This is a genomic window from Pseudomonas sp. GM74 (assembly GCF_000282455.1).
Taxonomy (GTDB): domain Bacteria; phylum Pseudomonadota; class Gammaproteobacteria; order Pseudomonadales; family Pseudomonadaceae; genus Aquipseudomonas.
The window spans coordinates 1-23,260 of record NZ_AKJG01000046.1 but is presented as its reverse complement, the minus strand read 5'-3'; the positions used below and the strand labels follow the sequence as shown (position 1 = coordinate 23,260).

At 62.2% G+C, this 23,260-nt stretch carries 25 protein-coding genes and 1 pseudogene; 9 read left to right on the top strand and 17 right to left on the bottom strand.

What is annotated here, in order from left to right; genetic code table 11:
• The first annotated feature begins 60 nt into the window (after positions 1-60).
• The 3 genes from surE (at position 61) to PMI34_RS18180 (ending at position 3,702) form a co-directional block, all read left to right on the top strand.
• Positions 61-1,038 (top strand): 5'/3'-nucleotidase SurE, encoded by a 978-nt coding sequence (gene surE, locus PMI34_RS18175; protein ID WP_008048793.1) that lies wholly within the window; start codon positions 61-63, stop codon positions 1,036-1,038.
• Between the two features lie 205 nt (positions 1,039-1,243).
• Positions 1,244-3,049, top strand: a complete 1,806-nt coding sequence (locus PMI34_RS0127195) for a phospholipase effector Tle1 domain-containing protein (RefSeq protein ID WP_008048792.1) — start codon at positions 1,244-1,246, stop codon at positions 3,047-3,049.
• An 11-nt stretch (positions 3,050-3,060) separates the two neighbouring features.
• Positions 3,061-3,702, top strand: coding sequence for a DUF2931 family protein (locus PMI34_RS18180; protein WP_008048791.1), 642 nt, complete (start codon positions 3,061-3,063; stop codon positions 3,700-3,702).
• A 132-nt stretch (positions 3,703-3,834) separates the two neighbouring features.
• On the opposite strand, the gene PMI34_RS18185 is transcribed toward PMI34_RS18180, so the two are convergent.
• The 3 genes from PMI34_RS18185 to PMI34_RS18195 are packed head-to-tail and all read right to left on the bottom strand — an operon-like array spanning position 3,835 to position 6,699.
• Positions 3,835-4,950 (bottom strand): 3,4-dihydroxy-2-butanone-4-phosphate synthase, encoded by a 1,116-nt coding sequence (locus PMI34_RS18185; protein WP_008048790.1) that lies wholly within the window; start codon positions 4,948-4,950, stop codon positions 3,835-3,837.
• Complete coding sequence (locus tag PMI34_RS18190) at positions 4,947-5,873, bottom strand: alpha/beta hydrolase (protein ID WP_008048789.1); 927 nt, start codon at positions 5,871-5,873, stop codon at positions 4,947-4,949. The genes PMI34_RS18185 and PMI34_RS18190 overlap by 4 nt, the downstream gene beginning before the upstream one ends.
• Complete coding sequence (locus tag PMI34_RS18195) at positions 5,860-6,699, bottom strand: SDR family NAD(P)-dependent oxidoreductase (protein ID WP_008048788.1); 840 nt, start codon at positions 6,697-6,699, stop codon at positions 5,860-5,862. Before PMI34_RS18195 ends, PMI34_RS18190 begins: the two co-directional genes overlap by 14 nt.
• Before the next feature lie 146 nt (positions 6,700-6,845).
• Between PMI34_RS18195 and PMI34_RS18200 the strand changes: the two genes are divergently transcribed.
• From PMI34_RS18200 to PMI34_RS28960, 4 genes are all read left to right on the top strand, one after another.
• Positions 6,846-7,889, top strand: coding sequence for a Rieske 2Fe-2S domain-containing protein (locus tag PMI34_RS18200; protein WP_008048787.1), 1,044 nt, complete (start codon positions 6,846-6,848; stop codon positions 7,887-7,889).
• Between the two features lie 135 nt (positions 7,890-8,024).
• On the top strand, positions 8,025-9,155 hold the full coding sequence (locus PMI34_RS18205) for a helix-turn-helix transcriptional regulator (protein WP_008048786.1): 1,131 nt from the start codon (positions 8,025-8,027) through the stop codon (positions 9,153-9,155).
• A gap of 87 nt (positions 9,156-9,242) precedes the next feature.
• The gene (gene nudE / locus PMI34_RS18210; RefSeq protein WP_008048785.1) at positions 9,243-9,791 is read left to right on the top strand and encodes an ADP compounds hydrolase NudE; all 549 of its coding nucleotides are present in this window, start codon (positions 9,243-9,245) and stop codon (positions 9,789-9,791) included.
• Between the two features lie 385 nt (positions 9,792-10,176).
• Positions 10,177-10,344, top strand: a complete 168-nt coding sequence (locus PMI34_RS28960; RefSeq protein ID WP_008048784.1) for a hypothetical protein — start codon at positions 10,177-10,179, stop codon at positions 10,342-10,344.
• Positions 10,345-10,409: 65 nt separating this feature from the next.
• On the opposite strand, the gene dmpG is transcribed toward PMI34_RS28960, so the two are convergent.
• Genes dmpG through PMI34_RS18230 form a run of 4 tightly spaced genes read right to left on the bottom strand, consistent with a single transcriptional unit; the run spans position 10,410 to position 14,016 of the window.
• The gene (gene dmpG, locus PMI34_RS18215) at positions 10,410-11,444 is read right to left on the bottom strand and encodes a 4-hydroxy-2-oxovalerate aldolase (protein WP_008048783.1); all 1,035 of its coding nucleotides are present in this window, start codon (positions 11,442-11,444) and stop codon (positions 10,410-10,412) included.
• Positions 11,445-11,457: 13 nt separating this feature from the next.
• Positions 11,458-12,366 carry an acetaldehyde dehydrogenase (acetylating) gene (locus tag PMI34_RS18220; RefSeq protein ID WP_008048782.1) on the bottom strand — a complete coding sequence of 303 codons (909 nt, stop codon included), beginning with the start codon at positions 12,364-12,366 and terminating at the stop codon, positions 11,458-11,460.
• 19 nt (positions 12,367-12,385) lie between these two features.
• Positions 12,386-13,177, bottom strand: a complete 792-nt coding sequence (locus tag PMI34_RS18225) for a fumarylacetoacetate hydrolase family protein (RefSeq protein ID WP_008048781.1) — start codon at positions 13,175-13,177, stop codon at positions 12,386-12,388.
• Positions 13,174-14,016 carry an alpha/beta fold hydrolase gene (locus PMI34_RS18230; RefSeq protein WP_008048780.1) on the bottom strand — a complete coding sequence of 281 codons (843 nt, stop codon included), beginning with the start codon at positions 14,014-14,016 and terminating at the stop codon, positions 13,174-13,176. Before PMI34_RS18230 ends, PMI34_RS18225 begins: the two co-directional genes overlap by 4 nt.
• Before the next feature lie 158 nt (positions 14,017-14,174).
• Here PMI34_RS18230 and PMI34_RS18235 point away from each other — a divergent pair, with 158 nt between their 5' ends.
• Together PMI34_RS18235 and PMI34_RS18240 are read left to right on the top strand one after the other, a co-directional pair.
• Positions 14,175-14,951, top strand: a complete 777-nt coding sequence (locus PMI34_RS18235; RefSeq protein ID WP_008048779.1) for an SDR family oxidoreductase — start codon at positions 14,175-14,177, stop codon at positions 14,949-14,951.
• Between the two features lie 13 nt (positions 14,952-14,964).
• Positions 14,965-15,459 (top strand): SRPBCC family protein, encoded by a 495-nt coding sequence (locus PMI34_RS18240; protein ID WP_008048772.1) that lies wholly within the window; start codon positions 14,965-14,967, stop codon positions 15,457-15,459.
• A 180-nt stretch (positions 15,460-15,639) separates the two neighbouring features.
• On the opposite strand, the gene PMI34_RS18245 is transcribed toward PMI34_RS18240, so the two are convergent.
• From PMI34_RS18245 to PMI34_RS28740, 10 genes and pseudogenes are all read right to left on the bottom strand, one after another.
• On the bottom strand, positions 15,640-16,074 hold the full coding sequence (locus PMI34_RS18245) for a nuclear transport factor 2 family protein (RefSeq protein WP_008048770.1): 435 nt from the start codon (positions 16,072-16,074) through the stop codon (positions 15,640-15,642).
• Positions 16,071-16,460, bottom strand: coding sequence for a steroid Delta-isomerase (locus PMI34_RS18250; RefSeq protein ID WP_008048769.1), 390 nt, complete (start codon positions 16,458-16,460; stop codon positions 16,071-16,073). Before PMI34_RS18250 ends, PMI34_RS18245 begins: the two co-directional genes overlap by 4 nt.
• Positions 16,461-17,663, bottom strand: a complete 1,203-nt coding sequence (locus tag PMI34_RS18255; protein WP_008048768.1) for an acetyl-CoA C-acyltransferase — start codon at positions 17,661-17,663, stop codon at positions 16,461-16,463.
• Positions 17,664-17,692: 29 nt separating this feature from the next.
• The gene (locus tag PMI34_RS18260) at positions 17,693-18,151 is read right to left on the bottom strand and encodes a MaoC family dehydratase (RefSeq protein WP_008048767.1); all 459 of its coding nucleotides are present in this window, start codon (positions 18,149-18,151) and stop codon (positions 17,693-17,695) included.
• A gap of 2 nt (positions 18,152-18,153) precedes the next feature.
• On the bottom strand, positions 18,154-18,936 hold the full coding sequence (locus PMI34_RS18265; RefSeq protein ID WP_008048766.1) for an SDR family oxidoreductase: 783 nt from the start codon (positions 18,934-18,936) through the stop codon (positions 18,154-18,156).
• A 13-nt stretch (positions 18,937-18,949) separates the two neighbouring features.
• The gene (locus PMI34_RS18270) at positions 18,950-20,143 is read right to left on the bottom strand and encodes an acyl-CoA dehydrogenase family protein (protein WP_008048764.1); all 1,194 of its coding nucleotides are present in this window, start codon (positions 20,141-20,143) and stop codon (positions 18,950-18,952) included.
• Positions 20,140-21,312, bottom strand: coding sequence for an acyl-CoA dehydrogenase family protein (locus tag PMI34_RS18275; protein WP_008048762.1), 1,173 nt, complete (start codon positions 21,310-21,312; stop codon positions 20,140-20,142). Before PMI34_RS18275 ends, PMI34_RS18270 begins: the two co-directional genes overlap by 4 nt.
• 150 nt (positions 21,313-21,462) lie before the next feature.
• Complete coding sequence (locus PMI34_RS18280; protein ID WP_008048760.1) at positions 21,463-22,872, bottom strand: ArnT family glycosyltransferase; 1,410 nt, start codon at positions 22,870-22,872, stop codon at positions 21,463-21,465.
• Positions 22,873-22,875: 3 nt separating this feature from the next.
• On the bottom strand, positions 22,876-23,154 hold the full coding sequence (locus tag PMI34_RS18285) for a lipid-A-disaccharide synthase N-terminal domain-containing protein (RefSeq protein WP_008048759.1): 279 nt from the start codon (positions 23,152-23,154) through the stop codon (positions 22,876-22,878).
• Positions 23,151-23,260, bottom strand: a pseudogene (locus PMI34_RS28740) (dolichol-phosphate mannosyltransferase); the annotation flags it as partial. The gene PMI34_RS18285 and the pseudogene PMI34_RS28740, both read right to left, overlap by 4 nt.

The following is a 23,260-nucleotide window of genomic DNA, read 5'->3' as shown; positions in this document are numbered from 1 at the left end:
ATTCATTCGGTCGGGGCGTTGTGCTTTGTAAAACCCGCTCCTTCCACGGAAGACTCCTCCATGAACAAACTCCTCGCCGTCATCATCGCCGTGGCCAGCGTTGGCCTGTCGATGCAAGCCAACGCCCTGAACATCCTGCTGACCAACGACGATGGCTGCCGCGCGCCCGGCATCGACGCGATGTACCGCGCCCTGACTGCTGCTGGGCACAAGGTCACCCTGGTCGGCCCGTTGAACGACAGCAGCGGCATCAGCGCCGCCAGCGTGGTCGTACCCGGGCAGGCCCTGGCGGTGACCGAACTGGCGCCGGGCAAATTTTGCGTCGGACCGCCAGAGGGCTACACCCCGCCGGCCGGCAAGACCTCTGCCATCGGCACACCAGTGGATGCTGTGAATGTCGGCCTCGACGTGATCCTCAAGGATTCGCCGCCAGACCTGGTGGTGTCCGGCAGCAACTTTGGCGAAAACGTCGGCCCGCTGACGCAGATGTCCGGCACCCTCAACGCGGCTGTGCGCGCGATGTACAAAGGGGTGCCGGCGGTGGCGGTGTCCACGGGAATCGACATGGACCTGATCATCCGCGACCAGCAGGCGGGCTATCGCAAGACCCTCGGCGCCATGGACGACACGGCGCGCTTTGCCGTGAAGGTCATCGAGCAGGCGAGCCTGGTCGGCACAGAAGCCAAACAGGTTTGCGCAAAAAACAAACAGCATTGTGATTTGAACGTGCTCGGCCTACCAGGTGTCAGCGGTCTGAACATCAACTACCCACCCCTGAAACCCGCTGAAGTCAAAGGCGTGAGCTTTGCGCCGATCGGCAACTGGGACCGCGTGAACTTCACCTCACAGCGCGGCGCCGATGGCGTGGTCCACGTCAACCTGGCCCCGCCGTCGACACCGACCGAATCCCAGCAAAAGGCCGATGCCTATCAACTGTGGCAAGGCCATGCGGTGATCACCGTGATCGACGGCAACATGACCGCACCGCAGGCGGTGCAGGATCAGGCGAAGGAGATCTTGCGTGGGATCAAGCCTTAAGCCAGCGCGGAACGACCAGAAACGTTTCCTCGACGCCTCTTTTTTCTGAATGACTCGTAGGACATTTCCTGTTCGCTCCCGGACACCTTGAATTCCGTCGCTGTCCCGTTACGTTGCGCTAGCCCGGCTCACACCCGAGTCGGTGCAATCCATCGAGTAGCAGCGCCTCCCTCACCGGGGGCGCCAAGGACACGGAGTTCAATTCATGGCTGAGGGATATTTTATTTGTCTGGGCGACTGGACCACCTGCGGTGGCAAGGTGCTGGACGCCAATGCAGACGTCGCGATGTTCGACATGGCCCTTGCTTGCGAGGGCGATCCGGTTTCCTGTGGCGCGGACAACAAAATTTACGTGATCCTCGGCGGTGTCTCGAGCATTGAAAGCGACGGAAGGCTGGTGGCCGGCACCCTGGACAGCTTCAGCAGTTGCCCCTGCAGCGCCAGACTGATCCCATCGATACTCGACACCACTTACGAGTCCAGCGATGACGCTGAGGCACTGACTTGCAGAGCTGTCGCTCAACCGCCAACTTACCCTCCTGCCCATTTTTCAAAGACCGCACGGGCACCAGCCTCCCCACCACCGCCATCGGGATGGGTGGAGAAACAGCCGCCTCCCAACAAAATCGGCATTGCGCTGCGCATTGGCGTGTTTTTCGACGGGACTGGAAACAATGCCGACAACACCGCACTCGGTCTGGCCTGCGGGGCCCACCATGCCATCGAGCCTGAAGATCTGGAGGCCAGTTGCAAGCCGTATATGAGTGATCCGGGGAGTAGTTATGGGAATGATGTGACGAATGTGGCAAAACTCTTCCGGCACTATCTTCAGTCAGACGATTTGGAAGTCCACGGACGGAGCAAGTTGTCACAACGCAAGCTCTATGTTGAGGGCATCGGTACCCAGTCCGGTGAAAAAGACAGTTTGTTGGGTTCCGGAACCGGGCGAGGCGACACTGGCGTAATTGGCCGAACTCAACAAGTGTTTAGCTTTATGAGTAACTTTATCGATGAAGTTCTCAGGGAAAACCCGGACGGCGAAATCACCTCTCTGACCTTCGACACTTTTGGCTTCAGTCGTGGCGCGGCCGCCGCCCGTCACTTCGCCAATGAGGTGGCGCTGGGCAGCCAGGGACTGCTTCAAAGGGTGCTGATCAACAACGCACAGGGCTTCAGCCGCCAGTTCCTGGGGCAGTATCACCGCGACATCCATATGGGCTTTATCGGCCTGTTCGACACCGTCGCCTCCATTGCCGGTATCAGCAACCTCGGCAACGTCCAGAGTTCAGTCGCTCCGGGGTTGCGCCTGCACCTGCCTCGTTCGCTGTTTTCCAACGTGGTGCATTTGGTGGCTCGCGATGAACATCGCGCCAATTTCCCCTTGAGCCGGGTCGCACCCGACCATCCAGAAATTGCCTTGCCCGGGGTGCACTCGGACATTGGTGGCGGCGCGGAACGCGTACTCGTTGGCCCGATGCTGGGCTTGACCGTGGCCCGGGGCACGGATGTAAGGAGCACGTCGATCTACCGTGCTGCGCGGCAGCACAGGGCCAACATGATTGCCCAGGGTTGGCCGGCCGACATGCTGGAGATTGTCACCCCCGAGCCAAGGCTGCTGTCCCCCGACCTGCAGGACCGGGCAAGCGGGCGGGAGCAACGGGTTTACGCTGGCTTGCAACTCAAGCGCTTGGTCCGGGGTGAATTGTCTCAGGTGTATTTACGATTGATGCATGCGTTAGCCAAAAATTCGGGGGTGCGTTTCAAGGACTTTCCCGATACACCGGACTATCACATACCGTCGGAACTTCAAACGCTTTGCGACCGGTTTGTTGCCGGAGACTACCGTCTCACGGCTGCCGAAGAAACGCTGCTCAAGCAGCGTTACATCCACACATCGGCAAACTGGAATCATCCACTGGATAAAACCGGGCAACGTGAAGCCAGGCTTCTCTATATCAACGCCCCCACGGCCGATGCCGTGCGGGTATTACATCCCCACGTACCCCGCTGAGGCCAAGGATAATGAAATTATTGCTGGCCTTGATGAGCCTCTTGTTGATCAGTAGCTGTCAGTTGGTGGAAGGCGAGAACCCACAACCGCTTTGGTGGAGCATCGACTTTCAGGGACCATCATTCATGGTCGGTTTGGTCGAACACACCGTCGTAGAAGATGTGGATAAGCGGCTGTTCAACATCCATAGCGGCGGGCCTATCGGGACTGACACCCCGGAAAGTGGTGTTGAATCCGCTCGCGGCTGGCCCCCCCATATCGGCGGGGCAATCATGCCCGTGACCGGCGCTGCACTGCCCAAGCGCATCTTCGTCCGCTGGCAATCGGTTGTCGAAGCCCAAACCTACAAGGGCTGGGTCGACATCCCTGAGCAAGCCCGTGAAGTCATGCGAATCTCGACCAGTCAACGCTGTCCGGACACCCTTCGATATCGCTACGGAGCCTCATTGATTCTGGGCCTGGCCCCTGGCGGCGTGGTGCAGGTATGGGTGCGCGATAGCTGTCATGACGCAATCAAGGTCGCCCGGGCTCAAGCCGAGGTCGAACCCCTGGGGCCGAGCCAAGGCAAGAATGATGGTCGCTACGCCTACACACTCGACGAGAAAGTTCGGCGCTACATCGAACGCCACGGCATCCCCTACGGCAGTTGGTAACCCCCCACTGCCACTCCGAGGTCAAGGATGATGAAAAGAACGGCCTGACAGACGACGCCTGTCGAATGTCACTCCGTCTTCATCGGAGCACCGCCCGGAGCATGCCCTCTCCCACTGGGTCATGGGTTTGCTCTAGCCTGCCGGTTGAAACGGCACAAACTCGATCACCTCCAGATCAAACCCGGACACGGCCTTGTAGGGCACCGGCGAGCTCATCAGGCGCATTTTGCGCACGTTCTGATCGCGCAGGATCTGGGCACCGATGCCCAGGGTCCGTTGCGGAAACTGCGGTGTGCGCGGCTTGCCGCCGCTACGCTGGCACAACTGCTCGAGCACGCCGTCGGCGGTTTCCTTTTGAGCCAGCAACACCAGTACGCCGTTACCGGCGGCGGCGATGCTCGCCAGCGAGCGTTCGAGGGTCCACTGCTGCGACCCGCCTTCGCTTTCACAGCCCAGAACGTCGCGCAACGTCTCGATGCTTTGCACCCGTACCAGCACCGGTTGCGTGCTGTCGATCCGGCCCTTGACCAGCGCCAGGTGCAGCGAACCCTGGTAGGTATCCTGATAGGTGGTCACCTGGAACTCGCCGTGGCGGGTTTGCAACGGATATTCGCCGCCGCGTTCGATCGTGCCTTCATGCAGGATGCGGTAGTGAATCAGGTCGGCAATGGTGCCGATCCGCAAGCCATGGCGCTGGGCGAATTCATGCAACTCGGCGCCACGGGCCAATTCGCCGTCTTCGTTGAGAATGCCCACCAGGGTTGCCGCCGGTTGCAGCCCCGCCAGTCGCGTCAGGTCGCAAGCGGCCTCGACATGTCCGGCCCGCTGCATTACACCACCGGGCAAGGCTTGCACCGGGAAGATATGCCCCGGTTGCACCAGGTCCGTCGGAACGCTGGCCGGGTCGACCGCCACCTGGATCGATCGCGCCCGGTCCGCCGCCGAGATACCCGTGGACACCCCGGTGGCGGCTTCGATCGAGCGGGTAAAACCCACGCCATGTTGCGCCCGGGAGTTGGGCACCATCAGGTCCAGGCCCAGCGCGCGGCAGCGCTGCTCGGTCAGGGCCAGGCAAATCAGCCCGCGCGCCTGCACCGCCATGAAGGTGACAGCCTCGGCCCCGGCCTGTTCGGCGGCCATCAGCAACGAGCCTTCGCCGTTGTGTTCGTCATCGGTGATCACCACCATGTGACCGGCGCCAATGGCCTCGATCAGTTGCGGCACCGTGTTGAAAGCCAGGCTGCTCATTGGAGTGCTCCACGCAGATCAGCGCAAGCGTCTGACAACGCTTGGGCTGCGGCTTCAACAAAAGGTGTCATGCTGATAAAGCCGTGAATCATGCCTTCGTAACGTTGCGCGCGCACCGGCACACCGGCTTCGCGCAGGCACTCGGCCAATGCCTCGCCCTCGTCCCGCAGCGGATCGAACCCGGCGGTGAACAATGTGGTCGGCGGCAAGCCTGCCAGGCTTTCGGCTCGCAATGGCGAGGCCAACGGATCATCCGCCTGTCCATCCTCTTGCAGGTATTGCTGCCAGAACCAGCGCATAGCCTTGGCGCAAAGCAGGTAACTTTCGGCGAATTCCTCGAAGGACTGACTGTCACAACCGGCATCGGTGACCGGGTAGAACAGGCATTGATAGCTGATCTTCGGTCCCTTGCGTTGCGCCGCCAATTGGCTGACCGCCAGTGCCAGATTGCCACCCGCACTGTCCCCGGCCACGGCCAGTCGGCTGCCATCGACGCGCAGTTCAGCCGCGTGCTCAACCAGCCAGCAGGTGGCCGCATAGCAATCGAGGGGCGCCGCCGGGAACGGGTGTTCCGGGGCCAATCGATAAGCCACGGACACCACCACCGCCTCGGTCTGGCGCGCCAGCGAGCGGCAGAGATTATCGTGGGTATCGAGATTGCCCATGACGAATCCGCCGCCATGGAAAAACACCAGCAATGGCAAGTCGGGTGCTTCCGACGGCCGGTACAGCCGTGCGTCCAGATCACCGTCCGCGCCGGCCACCCGCAGGTCGCGCACCTCGCTCATCGGATCGCCGGGGATGGCCGGCAGCAGGTTGTCGGAGAACTGCCGGTACTGAGCGGCATCGACCTGGCTGAAATCGGGCTCCGGGATGTCGCGAAACTGCTGGAGAACCCCGGCGATCTGCTTATCGAGCGGCATGGGCATCGTCCTCTACGTCGGCCATTTGAAACTGCGGATTGGTCTCGCCCAGGATGCTTTGTACCCGGCGTTCAAGAGCCGGTTTGAACCCCTTGTGAGGCAGGATCCAGAAGCGTTTTTGCGCGACGGCGGCGAACACTTGCGCGGCCAGTTCCGCCGGGGTCATGCCTTGGCGAATGGTGCTGTCGAGCAGTTGGCTGAAGTCGGATCCGGCGGTGTCCACCACCTGGTTCGACGCCATGATTTCACTGGCCACCGGCCCCGGGCACAGCACCGAAACCGACACCGGCGCACCGAGCATGGCGAGTTCGTAATGCAGGGTTTCCGAGAGCGCGACCACCGCCTGCTTGGTCACGTTGTACGGCGCCATCAGCGGGCTGCTGACCAGTCCGGCAAGGGATGCCGTGTTGATCACATTGGCGGCCCGGCCCTGACGAAGCAGCAGCGGCACAAAGCTGCGAATGCCGTTGATCACGCCGTTGAGGTTGACGTCCAGCATGCGCTGCCACTGCGCCTCGGTGATTTCCCAGCTGAAGCCGGTTTGCATCACGCCGGCATTGTTGAACAGCAGGTCGACCCCGCCAAAGTGCTCGACAGCCCGGTCACGCAAGCGCTCGACCTGCTTCATATCACCGACATCGGTGACGCAGTCAATCGCTTGCACACCGCGCGCCTTCAATTCGTTGCACAGGGCTTGCAGGCCCGCTGCATCCCGATCCGCCAGCACCAGGCGCATGCCCAGCGTCGCCGCGTGTTCGGCCAGGCCACGGCCAATACCACTGGCGGCCCCGGTAATCACCGCTACCGGCCCTTGTTCATTACTCATCGCCAACTCCTGCCATGGGTCCAATGGCGCCAGTAGAGCGGGCCTGCTTAAAGCAGCCATCGTCCATTCAGACGATGCCCGCTTTTACAGGGGCGGCAGAATCCGTTACATGCGCCAAACCCGTGATCCCTTGGGAGAATAATAAGATGAGTACCCTGCACCGCATCGAAGCCAAACTGCTGGAAGACCGCTACGCCCGTGGCTGGCATTGCCTGGGCCTGGCCGCGCAATACCGCGACGGCAAGGCCCACCGCCTGGAGGTGTTCGGCACCCGCCTGGTGGCGTTCCAGGGTGAAGACGGCGAACTGCATATTCTGGATGGCTACTGCCCGCACATGGGCGCAGACCTGAGCACCGGTTGCGTCGAAGGCAATTCGATCCGCTGCCCGTTCCACGCCTGGCGCTGGGGCGCTGACGGTGTTTGCGATGACATCCCTTATGCCAAGCGCATCCCGCCACGGGCCAAAATCAAAAGCTGGCCGATCATGGAAGAAAATCAGCTGCTGTTCGTCTGGAACGACCCCGAGGGCAACCCGCCGCTGCCGGAACAACGCATTCCGCGCATCGACGCCTGCTACAACGACGAATGGGCGGCGTGGGAAGTCGCCGAGCTACAGATTGGCACCAACTGCCGTGAACTGATCGACAATATCGCCGACATGGCACACTTCGGCACCGTGCACGGTGCGCCGGTCGACGAGTTCATCAACATTTTCGAAGGCCACCTGGCCACCCAGATCATGCGCGCCCGCAGTGAGCGCCTGTCCGGCGACAGCGTGCTGACCACCGAAGCCACCTACTTCGGCCCGGCCTATCAGATCACCGAAATGAACGGCGCCATGAACGGCCAGCCGATCCACTCGATCCTGCTCAACTGTCACGTACCGATCGACCTGGACAGTTTCACCCTGCGCTATGGCGTGCTGGTGAAGAAGATCCCGGGGCTCAGCGAAGAGCAGAACCAGGCGATGGCCAAGGCCTACGTAGCGCAGGCGCAGGCAGCCTTCTACGAAGACGTGGCCATCTGGCACAGCAAGACCCGCGTCGACAACCCGCTGCTGTGTGATGGCGACGGCCCGGTCTATCAGTTGCGCCGTTGGTACGAGCAGTTCTACACCGATGTCCAGGCGCTGTCGGCGGACGTTGCCGAACACAAGAAGTTTGTCGTGCGGGCCAGCGAACGGGTCTGACGCCAGCGGCTTTTCGCCCGCCCCGGGCCTGACCGGCAGCCGCCTGTCAGGCCCCGAGCCCGAGCGTTGCAAGGAGTCGATACCGGCGCTTATTCTCGGCCACCGCCAACGCTAATAATAAAAACGGTTTTCCCTATGCAGCAGAGCCTCAGCCTCGATACGTTCAGTGATTTGATCGGCAACCTCTATCAGGGTCCGCTGGAAACCATTCCCTGGGCGACTTTTCTCAATCAGCTCAATGTGCATCTGAACAGCAAGTACGTGACCTTCATCCTGCGTCCGCCAAGCGCCCACGTGGACGGCCTGATGGTCAACACCACCGGCACCTCGACGGAGGCGACCGCGTCGTACAACAAACACTTTTTCAGCCTCGACCCGTTCGTCGACCTGCCCAACCGCCAGGTCGTGACCCTCGCCGAGTTCGTCTCCAACGACGACTGGCAGAACTCCGAGTTCTACAAGAACTTCCTTGAACCGGTGGACGTGTTCCACATCCTCGGTGCCGACATCAACACCGTCGACGGTGCCCAGTGCCGCATTCGCATCAGCCGTGGACGTGACGACAAGCCTTTCGGCAACGAAGAAAAGGCCATGCTCACGCATTTCATTGCGCACCTGGAACGTTCGATCAAGATCCACATGCAGCTCAACCGCATCGAAGCCGAACGCAATCTGTACGCCGGCGCGGTGAACCAGATGGCGGTCGGCACCATCATCCTCGACGAGTCAGGCAAGGTGCTGCAGACCAACCAGGTCGCCGACCGGCTGATCCAGGAAAAGGACGGCATCAAACTGGTCAACGATGGCCTGCAGGTGGGAACGGCCCGGGACACCCAGGAGTTCCGCCGACTGGTCAAGCAGTCGCTGCTGTCGCAAAAGAGCAGCAACCCGTCGGTGGTCGAAGCCCTGCGCGTGCAGAGGCCGTCCGGAAAAGCGGATCTGGGGATCATCGTGCGCTCGGTGCCATTGACCGACTGGAGCGAAGGCAAGCAGTGCCCGACCGTGGTGATTTTCATCAGCGACCCTGAGCAGCAATCCACCGCACCGCAGGAAATCGTTCGCGCACTGTTCGATTTCACCCCGGCGGAAACCCAGCTGGCGATGCTGCTGGCCAACGGCTTGACCCTCGACGAAGCGTCGGAAGAGCTGGGCATCAGCCGCAATACCTCGCGGGCACACCTGCGCTCGACCTTCTCCAAGACCGGCGTGACCCGCCAGACCATGCTGGTGCGCCTGATCCTGCGCAGCGTGGCGACCCTCGGCTAACCCTCATTGCCGCCCTCGTCCGCTCGGACGATGGCGGCTCCCGTTGTACAGCGCACAGTGTCTTTATCCCAAACAGGGGACTGTCCCATGCGCAACTGCCCAACCATCCTCAAGACTGAACTGCTGGCGCAAAGCGGCCACTTTCAGATCGAAGCCCTGCACCTGCAATTCAGCAACGGCCAGCAACGGGTCTACGAACGCCTGCGCGGCACCGGTTATCGCTCGGTGATGCTGGTGGCGATGCCTGATCCTGCGCACGTTCTGCTGGTGCGCGAATACGCGGTCGGTGTGGAAAAAACCATTCTCGGCCTGCCCAAGGGCGGTGCCGAGCCCGATGAAGACTATTTGCAGGCGGCGCAGCGCGAGCTGAGCGAAGAAGTCGGCATGCGCGCCGCCCGCCTCACCGAGCTGGGCGAACTGACGCTGGCACCAGGGCATTTGTGCCATCGCTACCGGGTGGTACTGGCCGAACAACTGAGCCCCTGCCAACTTGAAGGCGACGAACCCGAGCCACTTGAATGCCTTCGAGTACCCCTGGCGCAGATCCCCGAACTGGTGGCCCGTGGTGAATTGCATGAAGCCCGGGCGATTGCGGCGCTGTTCATGGCAATAGGCGCCCTCGCCCAACGAACCTGACACCCATCAGTACCTGTGGGAGCGAGCTTGCTCGCGATGAGGCCGGCACATCCAGCATCCACTTCGCCTGACACTCCGCTTTCGCGAGCAAGCCCGCTCCCACAGTGATTTGAGTAGTTCGCAGATTTTGCGTACAGCCACTGAACCTGTGGGAGCGGGCTTGCTCGCGAAGGGGCCGGTAAATCCAGCATCCATGTCTCCTGACCCGCCGCCTTCGCGAGCAAGCCCGCTCCCACAGGGGATTGCAGCCAGGCTGCAGATCCCGGGAGCACCCACAAGTGAAGGGACAGCTTCAAATCAATCATCTAGTCCATTCGGACGAAGCCACTGGCGAACCGTCGCCATACCCTGTCTCTACAACAATAAAACCGTGTCGAGACTCATCATGCGCAAAACGACTTGTGCTCTGTTCATCATCCTCTGTGCGGGTACTTCCACCAGTCTGTGCCAGCTGTTCAAGAACGAAGCCTACCGACCGTCCACGGCCTACTTCAGCTGTTCGAGCGCGGCGATCAATTGCTATCCGCCCCTGGTGCGCAACCTGCTGCCTTGAGCACGGTTTCCTCCGGCCATAAAAAAACCACCGGATCATCGGTGGTTTTTTTATGGCCGCAATAATCAGGTCGGCAGTACCCCCCTGGCCCGCGACAGGGTCAGCGCCAGGTCTTCGATCATGTCTTCCTGGCCACCCACGGTTCCGCGTCGGCCCAGTTCCACCAGCAGCTCACGGGCAGCAATACCGTACTTCTGCTCGGCACGCTTGGCGAACAACAGGAACGAGCTGTAGACCCCGGCATAACCCAGCGTCAACGCATCACGGTCGAGGCGGATCGGCTGGTCCATCATCGGCACCACCAGGTCCTCGGCGACATCCATGATCTTGTACAGGTCGACGCCACTGTTGACGCCCATCCGTTCCAGCACCGCGACGAACACTTCCAGCGGCGTGTTGCCCGCACCCGCACCAAGGCCCGCAACGGAGCCATCGATCCGTGCAGCACCGGCCTCGATGGCGGCCAGGGAGTTGGCGATAGCCATGCCCATGTTGTGGTGGCCGTGAAAACCGACTTCGGTCCCGGCGTTCAGCCCGGCGCGCAGGGCACCGATTTTTTGCGTCACTTCATCGGGCAGCATGTAGCCGGCCGAGTCGGTGCAGTAGATGCAATTGGCGCCGTAGCTTTCCATCAGGCGCGCCTGCTCCAGCAGTTTCTCCGGGCTGACCATGTGCGCCATCATCAGGAAGCCGACGGTGTCCAGGCCCATCTTCGCCGACATGCCGATGTGCTGGCCGGACACGTCTGCCTCGGTGCAGTGGGTCGCCACACGAATGGTCGACACGCCGTGTTCATGGGCCATCTTCAGGTGGTCGAGGGTGCCGATCCCCGGCAACAACAGGGCCGAAACCCTGGCCTGCTTCATCTTCGGGATCACGGCTGCGAAGTATTGCTCGTCACTGTGGGCGGGGAAGCCGTAGTTCAGCGACGCACCGCCCAGGCCATCGCCGTGGGTGATTTCGATCAGCGGCACACCGGCCGCATCGAGGCCGGTGGCCACCGAAACCATTTGTTCGATACTGATCTGGTGCTGTTTGGCGTGCATGCCGTCGCGCAGGCTCATGTCATGCAGACGGACGCTCTTACCTTGCAAATTCATAGTGATTCTCCACTCAACGGGCAGGCAAATGCAGGGTGCCCTTGTGGGCTTCTTCGGCGAACATCTCGGCGGTACGCAAACCTGCGGCGGTCATGATGTCGAGGTTGCCGGCGGACTTTGGCAGGAAATCGCCGAGGCCTTCGACCTCGATGAAAATCGACACTTTGCGCCCATCGAACACCGGCCCGTTGATCAGCTTGTAGCCGGGCACATAGCGCTGCACCTCGCGGACCATCTCCAGCACCGAGGTACGGATCGCATCCTGGTTCGGCTCGTCATCGGTCAGGCAGTGGATGGTGTCGCGCATCATCAACGGCGGCTCGGCCGGGTTGATCACGATGATCGCCTTGCCGCGTCGGGCACCGCCGATCTTCTCCACCGCACCGGCCGTGGTGCGAGTGAATTCATCGATGTTCTGCCGGGTGCCCGGGCCAACCGAACCGGAAGAGACCGTCGCGACGATTTCGCCGTAGCTCACCGGCTGCACCCGCGACACCGCCGCCACCATCGGGATGGTCGCCTGGCCACCGCAGGTGACCATGTTGACGTTCATCGCCAGGCTCGACGCGTGCTCCTTGAGGTTGACCGGTGGCACGCAGAACGGGCCGATAGCCGCTGGTGTGAGGTCGATCATGATCACCCCCAGCTCGTTGAGCTTGCGGCTGTTTTGCGCATGCACGTAGGCCGAGGTGGCATCGAAGGCAATACGAATGTCATCGTCGAGCACGTGGGGCAGCAAACCGTCGACGCCGCCGGCGGTGGTTTTGATGCCCATTTCCCGGGCACGCTTCAGGCCTTCGGATTCAGGATCGACGCCGACCATCCACACCGGTTCGATCCATTGCGATCGGCACATTTTCATCAGCAGATCGGTGCCGATGTTGCCCGGGCCGATAATGGCCGCTCTGAGTTTTTTGCTCATTGGTTTAAAACTCCAAAAGTCAGGCGCAGAAAGACACCCGGGCACTGCCCAGGCCATCAATGGTCAATTCAAATCGGTCGCCGGCACGGGCCGGTTCCAGCGGTACCAGGGAGCCGGACAGGATGATTTCCCCGGCCTTGAACGGAATGCCGAAGGCGCCCAGGGTGTTGGCCAGCCAGGCCACGGCGGTCAGCGGATTGCCCTGCACCGCCGAGCCCAGCCCTTCACTCAGGGGTAAACCATTCTTGAACACACGCATGCGCAAGTTCGGCAAGTCCAGCTCACGGGGGTCGACCTTGCTGTCGCCCAGCACGAACACGCCGCAAGAGGCGTTGTCTGCGACGGTGTCCTGGATGCGAATGCGCCAGTCGTGAATCCGCGAGTCGACGATCTCGAAGCACGGCATCACGTAGTCGGTGGCGGCCAGCACGTCGGCTTCGGTGATGCCGGGGCCGACCAGATCATGCTTGAGCTTGAAGGCGATCTCGCCCTCGGCACGGGGCTGGATCAGTTTGTTGGTGGAAAGGGAAATCCGGGCATCGTCATCGAACGACATCTGCCGCGTGATGAAGCCGAAATCCGGCTGATGCACGTTGAGCATCTGCTGCACCGCCGCCGAGGTCACGCCGATTTTCTTGCCGACGATCTGGTCACCGGCCGCCACCCGACGCTCAATGGCGTACAGGGAAATGTGATAGGCGTCTTCGATGCTGATCGACGGCCAACGCTCGGTCAGCGGCGCCAGGGTGGAGCCGCTGAGTAGCGCCTGATAAAGCTCTTCGCCGAACTCACGGCGCAATTGCACGCTCATCCGCGGGCCTCCTGAAGAAACGCCAGGCACTGGCGGTTGAAAAAGTCACGGTGCTCGACCTGGACCCAATGCCCGCACTCGCTGAGCATCACGAAACGGATGCCGGTGCAGTTTTCAAGCATGGTCTGGGCACCGGAGAACGGGCAGAACTTGTCGTTCATGCCCCAGAAACCGAGGATCGGGCACTGCAACTCGCCCAGGCGCGACGTCATGTTCGGCACCTGCATGGTCGACAGCACACACACCGGTTGCTGTTGCACCACGGCCACGCGCTCGTTGACCGTTTCGTCGCTGATCAGGCTTTCGTCGAACAGTTGCAGGGCCAGCAGGCGACGCATGCCCGCCGCATCGTTCAGCTCACCCTTGGCGAAGGCCGCACCCATTTTCTGGATGCCTTCCATTTGCAGGTAATACTGTTCCTTTTCCATCAGGCCACCGGGGGCCATCAGCACCAGACGGCTGACACGCTGCGGTTGGTCGAGGGCCAGTTTGATCGCGATCGCGCCGCCCAGGGAGTTACCGACCAGCACGCAGCGCTGGATGTCGAGGGCATTGAGCAAACTGCTTAGCGCTGCGACAAAGAAGTCCAGGGTGTAGAGGGTGTCGGGTTTGTCCGAAGCGCCGTAGCCCGGCAAATCCGGGACAATCACCCGGTAACCGGCCTCGGCGAACACCGGGTAGTTCTGCTTGAAATTGCTGTGACCGCTGGCACCCGGCCCGCTGCCATGAATGAAAATCACCGGCTCGCCGCTGCCGCCATCCTTCCCGCTTATATCCACATAGCGCAGCTGCAAACCATCCGGCAGCGTAACGAAGTGCCCTTGCGCTGAAGCGCCCATAAGGTGTCCTCCCGGCCTGTTGTTGTAGTCGGATTATTCCGAGGGGCCGGGTGCGCAACATCGTCCGACAAGACTACCTAGTCCCTTTGGACGTTGGCCTGCGCAAGGCTGCGGACCTAGCATCGACAGCATTCCCGAGCGACCAAAAGAGAATTCCCATGCTTGATCCGATGGACTTTCGCGGCAAAGTGGTACTGGTCACCGGCGGTGGCAAAGGTGTGGGGCGCGGCATCAGCCAGCGCTTTCTCGACTGCGGCGCCGAGGTGGTGATTTGCGGTCGCGAAGCCCCGCAATCCGTGCCCGCCAGCGCCGGGCGCAAGGCGCTGTTCATGCCCTGCGACCTGCGGGATGTCGAGCAATCCGGGCACTTGATCGCGCAAATCGTCGAGCGCTTCGGCCGCCTCGATGTGCTGGTCAACAACGCCGGTGGCTCACCGAATGCCGACGCAGCCACCGCCTCGCCGCGTTTCAGCGAGGCAATCATTCGTTTGAACCTGATCGCACCACTGAACCTGTGCCAGCAGGCCAACCAGGTGATGCAGGCCCAGGCCGACGGCGGCACGATCATCAACATCTGCAGCGTCAGCGCCACCCGCCCTTCCCCCGGCACCGCCGCTTATGGCGCGGCAAAGGCCGGTCTGCTGAACCTGACTACTTCGCTGGCGGTGGAATGGGCGCCGAAGGTGCGGGTCAACGCCGTCACCGCCGGGCTGATTCTCACCGAACAGGCGGCCATGCATTATGGTGACGACGCGGGCATTGCCCGGGTGGCGGCGACCATTCCGCTACAACGTCTGGCGACCCCGGAGGACATTGGCGACACCTGCCTTTACCTGGCCTCGAAGCTGGCCCGTTACGTCAGCGGCGCGGACATCGCGGTGCATGGCGCGGGCGAACGCCCGGCGTTTCTCGACGCGGCCCAATCCCGTTCATAAGAGGACTTTCGACATGCCCGTAGCCAGCCACAGCGTTGTGCTGAACCTCACGCCACAAGCCGCCTGGGCCAAACTGCGCGACCTGAGCCTGGCCCCGCACTATGTGCCGGGCCTCACTGGCAGCCAGTTTCATCCTGGCGCAATCGAAGGCTTGGGTGCCAGTCGCCGGGTGTTGCGCAAGGGCGGTCAATATCTGGATGAAACCGTGGCGCAGTGGCAGGAAGGCACGGGGTTCGTGCTGCGGCTGCACAAGGGCGGCAATGACTCGCCCTTTCCGTTTCGCCAGGCGAGTTTCAGTTATGCCTTGCAAGCGGAGGGGGATGTGACCCGCATCACCCTGCAAATGCGTTACAGCCTGCGCGGTGGCAGGTTGGCAGAGTGGTTGCTGGCCAAGGCCTTCAACAAGGTCGTGCAGCAGATTGCCGAAAACCTCAAGGCGTACTACGAAACCGGCCGGACTCAGAATCCAGAAATGGCTGTCAGCACATCCAACATTGATGTTGCCTGACACGCCGCCTTCGCGGGCAAGCCCGCTCCCACAGGGAAATGAGGTGTTTGCAAATGCCGGGGCCACCCTAAAACCTGTGGGAGCGGGCTTGCCCGCGAAGGGGCCGGAACATCCAACATCAGTATTGCCTGACACACCGCCAGCGGGAGCAAGCGCCCTCGCCACAATTGTCGCCAGTGTTCAAGGGCGCACCACTTCCGAGTGAGCGGTAAAACGGGTGGCGACAATCTTCCATTGCCCGGCGATACGCTGGTAACGGTCCTGATAGAACCCACCCAACTGCCGCGTCGCCCCGCTCTCGCCATCCAGGTTGAAGTACCACAGGGCCCAACGGCCCTGGGCCTGATCCTCATTCAGCACCTCGATTTCCGGGTTGGCGCCGTGATGCAGGTCGATCACCCGCTCATGGCAGGCCAGTTCGCGGTACAGCGCGACAAAAGTGTCACGCTCGCGAAAGATCCCCAACGGACCGTAATCAATCAGCACTTCACCTTCGGCGAAGCAATCGGCAATCACCTCCACCTGCTTGAGATCGCAGGCGTTGAGGTAGCGATGCTTGAGCTGGCGGATGTCCTCCAGCGCCTCCAGGCGGGCGATCCGCTGCTCCAGATTCATGCTGCACCTCGCGCTGTCACGTTGACCTCACTCCAGAAGGCTTTCATCGAACGGATCTTGCCGTCGGCGTCGAACTCCATCACGTCGATCACATGCAGCGAGCACGGTTGCCCGCCCCACTCCATGTCGACCCGGAACGGCATCGCGCCGCAACCGTTGAGCGTCGCGCGCACCGGGCCGGTCCGGGTTGCGCAGACCTTCATCGCTCCCAATCCCTCACGGTAAAAGCGCGAGATGGCGTCGATGCCCTGCAACGGCGCGTGGCCGACCGGGTCTTCAACGGTGGCGTTATTGGCGTAGAGCGCAAGAATGCCGTCGATGTCGCCGGCATCCACCAGTTCCACGTAGCGGGCCATGGTCGCCTGAATCTGTTGAGCGCTGATCATTCAGACCACCTCGAACAGAGCTGCAGCGCCCATGCCGCCACCGATGCACATGCTCACAACCACGTAACGCAAACCGCGGCGCTGACCTTCGATCAACGCATGGCCGACCATCCGCGCCCCGGACATGCCGAACGGATGGCCGATGGAGATCGCCCCACCATTGACGTTCAGACGCTCGGCCGCAATGCCCAGGGTGTCGCGGCAGTACAGGACCTGGCAGGCAAACGCTTCGTTCAACTCCCAGAGGCCGATGTGGTCCATGGTCAGGCCGTGGCGTTTGAGCAGCTTGGGGATGGCGTACACCGGGCCGATGCCCATCTCGTCGGAATTGCAGCCGGCGACCGCCATGCCGCGATAGATCCCCAGGGGTTCCAGGCCACGTTTCTCGGCCATTTTTGCGCTCATCAGCACCGAAGCCGATGCGCCGTCGGACAGCTGCGAGGCGTTGCCGGCGGTGATGAATCTACCTTTGTCGCTCCACTGACCGCCGGGCCATACCGGTTCCAGGGCGCTCAGGCTTTCGCGAGAGGTGTCGATGCGGTTGCATTCGTCACGCAGCAAGGTGACGGTTTCATAGCTGGTTTCGCCGGTGGCCTTGTCGAACAGTGCCTTGCGGCTGGTCAGCGGCGCCAGTTCCCGGTCGAATCGCCCGGCGCTCTGGGCCTGTGCGGTACGCAGCTGGCTCTGGTAGCTGTATTCGTCCTGCTCGTCGCGGGAGATGCCGTAGCGCGCGGAGACGATCTCGGCGGTTTCGATCATCGGGATATAGGCGTGCGGGTCCAGCTCAATCACCGAACCCGACTGATTGCGATACAGGTTCTTGTGCTTGTTCTGCACCAGGGAAATCGACTCCAGGCCACCGGCCACGGCGATGTCGATTTCGTCGCACATGATGCCTTTGGCGGCCATGGCGATACTCATCAGGCCCGACGAGCACTGGCGCTCGACGGCCATCCCGGCAACTGATACCGGCAAGCCGCCGGCAATCGCGCACAGGCGTCCCAGGTTGTAGGACTGGGTGCCCTGCTGCGCCGCGGCGCCGATGATCACGTCGTCCACTTCGCCCGGCTCGATGCCGGCCCGGCGCACGGCTTCGCGCACCACGTGGCCGCCCAGTTGCGGCGCCTCGGTGTCATTGAACGCACCGCGAAAGGCTTTGCCGATCGGAGTACGGGCGGTGGAAACGATGACGGCTTCTTTCATGCTGGATTCCTCGAAAATGCTGTTGATGGTCAGGCCGGGTAGTAGCGACTGATGGTGTCGACCACGCAGCCGGGGCGTTCCTCGCCGTCGATGTCGACGCTGACGCGGATGGTCGCCTGTACGCCGCCCTTCACTTCCTCGACCGCGATCAATTGCGCACTGCCGCGCACCCGCGAACCCACACGCACCACCGAGGGGAAGCGCACCCGCTCGCAACCGTAGTTGACGCCCATGGCCAGGCCACGGACTTCGACGATCTGCGGCAGGAACAGGTTGACCAGCGACAGGCTCAGGTAGCCATGGGCAATGCAGGCACCAAACGGGCCGCTGGCGGCCTTGAGCGGATCGACGTGAATCCACTGGTGATCGCCGGTGGCGTCGGCGAAGCGGTCGATGCGGCCCTGTTCCAGCAATAGCCAGTCGCTGGCGCCGAGTGATTCGCCCACGGCGTCGAACAAGGCCATCGGCGTGTCGAAAATACGTGGCATGGTCACGCCCTCTGGCTGGACACCGACAACACTTCGCCGGTCATGTAGGAGCTGTAGTCGCTGGCCAGGAACATCATCACGTTGGCCACTTCCCAGACTTCGGCGGCACGGCCGAAGGCTTCGTTGGCGGCCAGTTGATCGAGCACCGCCTGGGGTGCGGATTTGCGCAGGAAATCGTGCAGGGCAATGCTCGGGCTGACCGCGTTGATGCGGATGCCGTAGTCGGCGGCCTCGACCGCTGCACAGCGGGTCAGCGCCATCACGCCAGCCTTGGCGGCGGCGTAGTGCGCCTGTTCTTTCTGCGCGCGCCAGCCCAGCACCGAGGCGTTGTTGACGATCACCCCGGCACGTCGCTCCATCATTTTCGGCAGCATGGCGCGGGTCATGCGCATGGTGCCGGTGAGCGTCACGTCGATGACCCGATTCCATTCTTCATCGGCCATGTTCACCAGCAAGCGCGAGCCGCCAAGCCCGGCGTTGTTGATCAGCACATCGACGCCCTGCAGGTCACGCTCGGCGCAGGCGATCAGCTGCTGCACCTGGGCTTCGTCGGCGACGTTGCAGACCTGGCCGAAGACCTGCTGCAGCCCGGTGGTTTCGCGAATCTTCAGCACCGCTTCGGCCAACCGGCCTTCATGGATATCGCTGATCATCAGCGCGCGACAGCCTTCTTCGGCAGCGCGCACGGCGGCGGAAAAACCGATACCGGCACCGGCGGCGGCGGTGATCAGTACCGACTTGCCGCGCAGCAGGCCGCGACCTTCAACATATTGAGGTACAGACATGAACTCTCTCCTTTCAGGCGCGCGGACGCGGCTCTTTGGGCATGCCCAAGGCACGCTCGGCGATGATGTTGCGCTGGATCTCGTTGCTGCCGCCGTACAGGGTGTCGGCGCGGCTGAACAGGTACAGCGACTGCAAACGGGTCAACTGGTAGGGTGCGGCTTCGAGCAATTCCGCCTCGGCGCCGAGAACGTCCATCGCCAACTTGCCGAGGCTGGCGTGCCAGGTCGACCAGAACAGCTTGTAGATGGTCGCTTCTTTGCGCAGCGAACCGTCCTGGCTACCCGAGAGCATGCGCAGCGAGTTGTAGCGCATGATCCGCAACCCGCTCCAGGCCTCGGCCAGGCGCTGACGCAGGATCGGGTCGCGGTCGGCACCGTTGGACTTGGCGATGGCGATGATTTCGTTGAGTTCGTTCTGGAACTGCATTTGCTGGCCGAGGGTCGACACACCCCGCTCAAAGCCGAGCAGCGCCATGGCGATCTTCCAGCCTTCGCCCGGCTCACCGATGATGTTGGTGGCGTCGGTGCGGGCATCGTCGAAGAACACTTCGTTGAATTCCGAGGTGCCGGTCAGTTGCTCGATAGGCCGTACGGTGATTTCTGCCTGGGCCATGGGCACCAGCAGGAACGACAGTCCGCGATGGCCGACGCTGCCCGGTTCGGTGCGGGCAATCACGAAACACCAGTCCGACTCATGGGCCAGGGACGTCCAGACTTTTTGCCCGTTGATCAGCCATTGGCCGGTCGCTTCATCCAGCATTGCACGGGTCTTGACGTTGGCCAGGTCGGAACCTGCGCCCGGCTCTGAATAGCCCTGGCACCAGAACGACGTACCGCTGACAATCCCCGGCAAAAACCGCTGTTGCTGTTCGACAGTGCCGAATGCGGCGATGGTCGGCCCGGCCAGGCCTTCACCAATATGCCCCATGCGGCCGGGGCCACCGGCGCGGGCGTATTCTTCGTGGAAAATCACTTGCCGGGTGATCGACAGGCCGCGCCCGCCATGCTCCGGCGCCCAGCCGACGCAGGTCCAGCCGCCCTCGGCAAGCTTGCGCTCCCAGGCTTTGCGCTCTTCGGGAAACATGTGCTCGTCGCCCGGGCCGCCGCGAAAACGCAGGACTTCAAATTCACCGCAGAGGTTGGCGCTCATCCAGTCGGCGACTTCCCGACGGAAGCGTTCGTCCTGTTCGCTGAAACTGATTTTCATGGCTGCTCTCCCAGAATCACCGAAGCAATGCGCTCGCGATGCCAGGCCGGTAACCCGAGGAAACTCTCGCTGGCACGGGCGCGCTTGAAGTAGAGGTGCGGGTCGTATTCCCAGGTGAAACCGACGCCACCGTGCAACTGGATCGATTCGGACGCGCAATGGAAGTAGGTTTCCGAGCACTGCGCCTTGGCCAGCGCCGCCGCCAGCGGCAGTTCGGCCGCGACCTGCGAATCACCCTGCGGGTCAAGGACTTCCTGGGCCACGCACGCGGCGTAGTAACTGGCCGAACGCGCGCATTCGACTTGCAGCATCATGTCGGCGGCGCGGTGTTTGAGGGCCTGGAAACTGGCGATGGGGCGACCGAACTGTTGGCGCTCCTGCATGTAGGCCACGCTGAGGTCGAGCACCTGCTGCGCGCCGCCGGTCTGCTCGGCGGCCAGGCCGATGCAGGCCAGTTGCAGGACTCGCTCAAGGTGCGACCAGCCATTGCCGAACTCACCCAGCAGGCAGTCGGCTTCAAGGTACAGGCCCTTGAGCTGGATCCGCGCCTGGCGCCGGGTCTGGTCCATGGTCGGCAGCATCTGTCGTTCGATGCCTGCGCGTACGGCGCTCACGGCAAACAGGCTGATGCCCGTTTCACCGGTGGTTCCGGGTTGACGGGCGGCAGTGATCAACAGGTCGGCGCCATGGCCGTCGAGTACATGCTTGAGGGTGCCGTCGAGGACAAACCCGTCACCTTCGGCCACCACCGTTGCCTGGACATCATCGGCAGACCAGCCGTTGGCACTACTGAACGCCAGGGTCGCGGTCATGCTGCCGTCGGCAATCGACGGCAACCAACGCTGCTTCTGTTCATCATTGGCCGCCAGCAACAGCGCAGGCGTGGCCATGCAAGCGGTGGCGAAAAACGGCGAGCACAGCAAGCGCCGGCCCATCTGTTCCAGCAGGATCGTCAGCTCGACAAAGCCGAGGCCCAGGCCGCCATAGGTTTCGGGGATGTGAATCGCCGGCCAGTACATTTCCTGGCACAGACGCTGCCAGAGGACTTCGTCGAAACCCCGTTCGCTGACCATTGCCGCGCGCACGGCGGCAGAATCCGAGACATCGGCGAGGAAACCCTCGGCCGATGCGCGGATCATTTCCTGTTCGTCGCTGAATGCAAACTCCATCGCGGCGCCTTCTGCTCGTTTGGCGGGGCGCGCGTGGCGCAACACCCCTTTGAGCATGAAGTTTGGCGCCGCCCGGACGCGGCAGAATCGTTAGCCTTGCCTAGTCCGAACGGGTGATGTGCTGTGGTCACCGTTCGGCCGGGAAGCCGATCAGCGGCAATCTCCGCCCATGCGTACCAGCAGCGCCGCACGGTGCGGTTTGAGGTACGGGTTGACTTCACCGACCTGGCACGACGCCAGGTTCTGCAGTTCCGGTGTAAGGGGCTCTTGCACAAACAACAGCCCCGCCGGACGCGACTCGGACTGCAACTGCGCCACTGTCAGCGGCGCCACCGGCCGGCCCATGTAATAGACCAGACGGATATCCGGCTCGCCGAGGGTGTAGGCCTTCTGACCCGGCTGCCCATTGGCCAGCGTGGCAACTTGCTCAAGGCCACCGACCCGGTGCGACAGCACCCGCGCTTCGACGAACATGTAGAACACCACGAACCCGGTCAGCATCACGTAGGGCACAACGGCCAGGACGGTGCGCCAGCGACCTTTCAGGTCATCGAGCAGTGCCGACCAGTGCATCGCCAGCAGCAACGCCATGGACGGATAGACCGGCAACAGGTACTTGCCATGCTTTTCGGTGAACAGGGAAAACACCAGCAGCGGCAACAGGCTGCAAATCAGCAACATGCCCGCCTCGCGGCGCGAGCGGATCATTGCCCAGAACTTGCGCGGCTGCACGAATGCGATCAGCCAGAACGGGAAGAAATCACCGGCCAGGTACAACGGGTACGCATACCAGGCCTCGGCGCCCTGCCCGTCGATCTTCTTCACGATGTCTTCGCTGATGATCGAGGCCCAGATCCCCCAGCCCTGACTCACAGACACCGCCACGTACCAGGAACTGCCCAGCCCCAGGGCAATCAGCCAGCCCCAACCGTCGCACAGATAAGCCTTGGCCCGGGCATCGCGGTAGATCAAGGCATAGGCCAGGATCGGCGCCGTCACCCACAACAGGCAAACCGGCCCCTTGGTCAGCAGTGCGCAACCCAGCAGCACGTAGCTGAGTCGACTCCACATGGCCCGCCCCTGCAGGAAGATGAACTGCCAGGCCGCCAGCAGTGCGCCGAAGCACAGCAGGGTCAGCAGCATCTCGATTTCCGAGCGTCGTGCGAACAGGCTGAAGGCACCGTTCGCGGCCAGGAACACCACGGCGAACAGACCAACCTGCCGCCCCGCCTGCCGAACGCCGTACAGATAGGTGCCAAAACAGCACAAGGCGGCGGCCAGGGCCGAAGGCAGGCGCACGCTCCACTCGGACAAACTGCCCAGCACCGCCGTCGAAACCAGACCGGCCCAATAGAAAAACGGCGGCTTGGAGAGGTACAAGTCGCCGTTCATATAAGGCAGCAGCCAACTTCCCGCTTCACGCATTTCGCGCACGGTTACCGCACGGCGGGCCTCGTTGACACTGAGGAACGGCACGCTGCCCAGCCCCCAGAAAAACAGCAACGCCAACGCGACGGCCACGAGCAACGTAATATTCCGGGTCGATAACGATCCGCGCATTCCCTACTCCTTCAGGTGTTTGCTTTTTGAGATCAATTGCAGGTTGCGAAAATAGACGAGGGAGCCAAAGGCCTGCCCGGCAATAAACACCGGGTCTTCACGGTAAATGGCATAGGCGAGCAACAAGGTGCTGCCGACGATGCTCAGGTACCAGAAACTCACCGGGATCACGCTGCGTTTCTTGTACTCGCTGTACAACCACTGCAGGACAAACCGCCCGGTAAAGGCGATCTGACCAACAAAACCGACGATCAGCCAAAGGGCTTCGCGGGAGAGATTCATCCTTTGATCTCCTGGGGGATGGTGCTCAGGCGCGTGCGCTTGATCAGCCACCAGACACCGAACAAATCGAAAATGCCGACCAGCGCGCGGTCGAGGTTGCCGTATT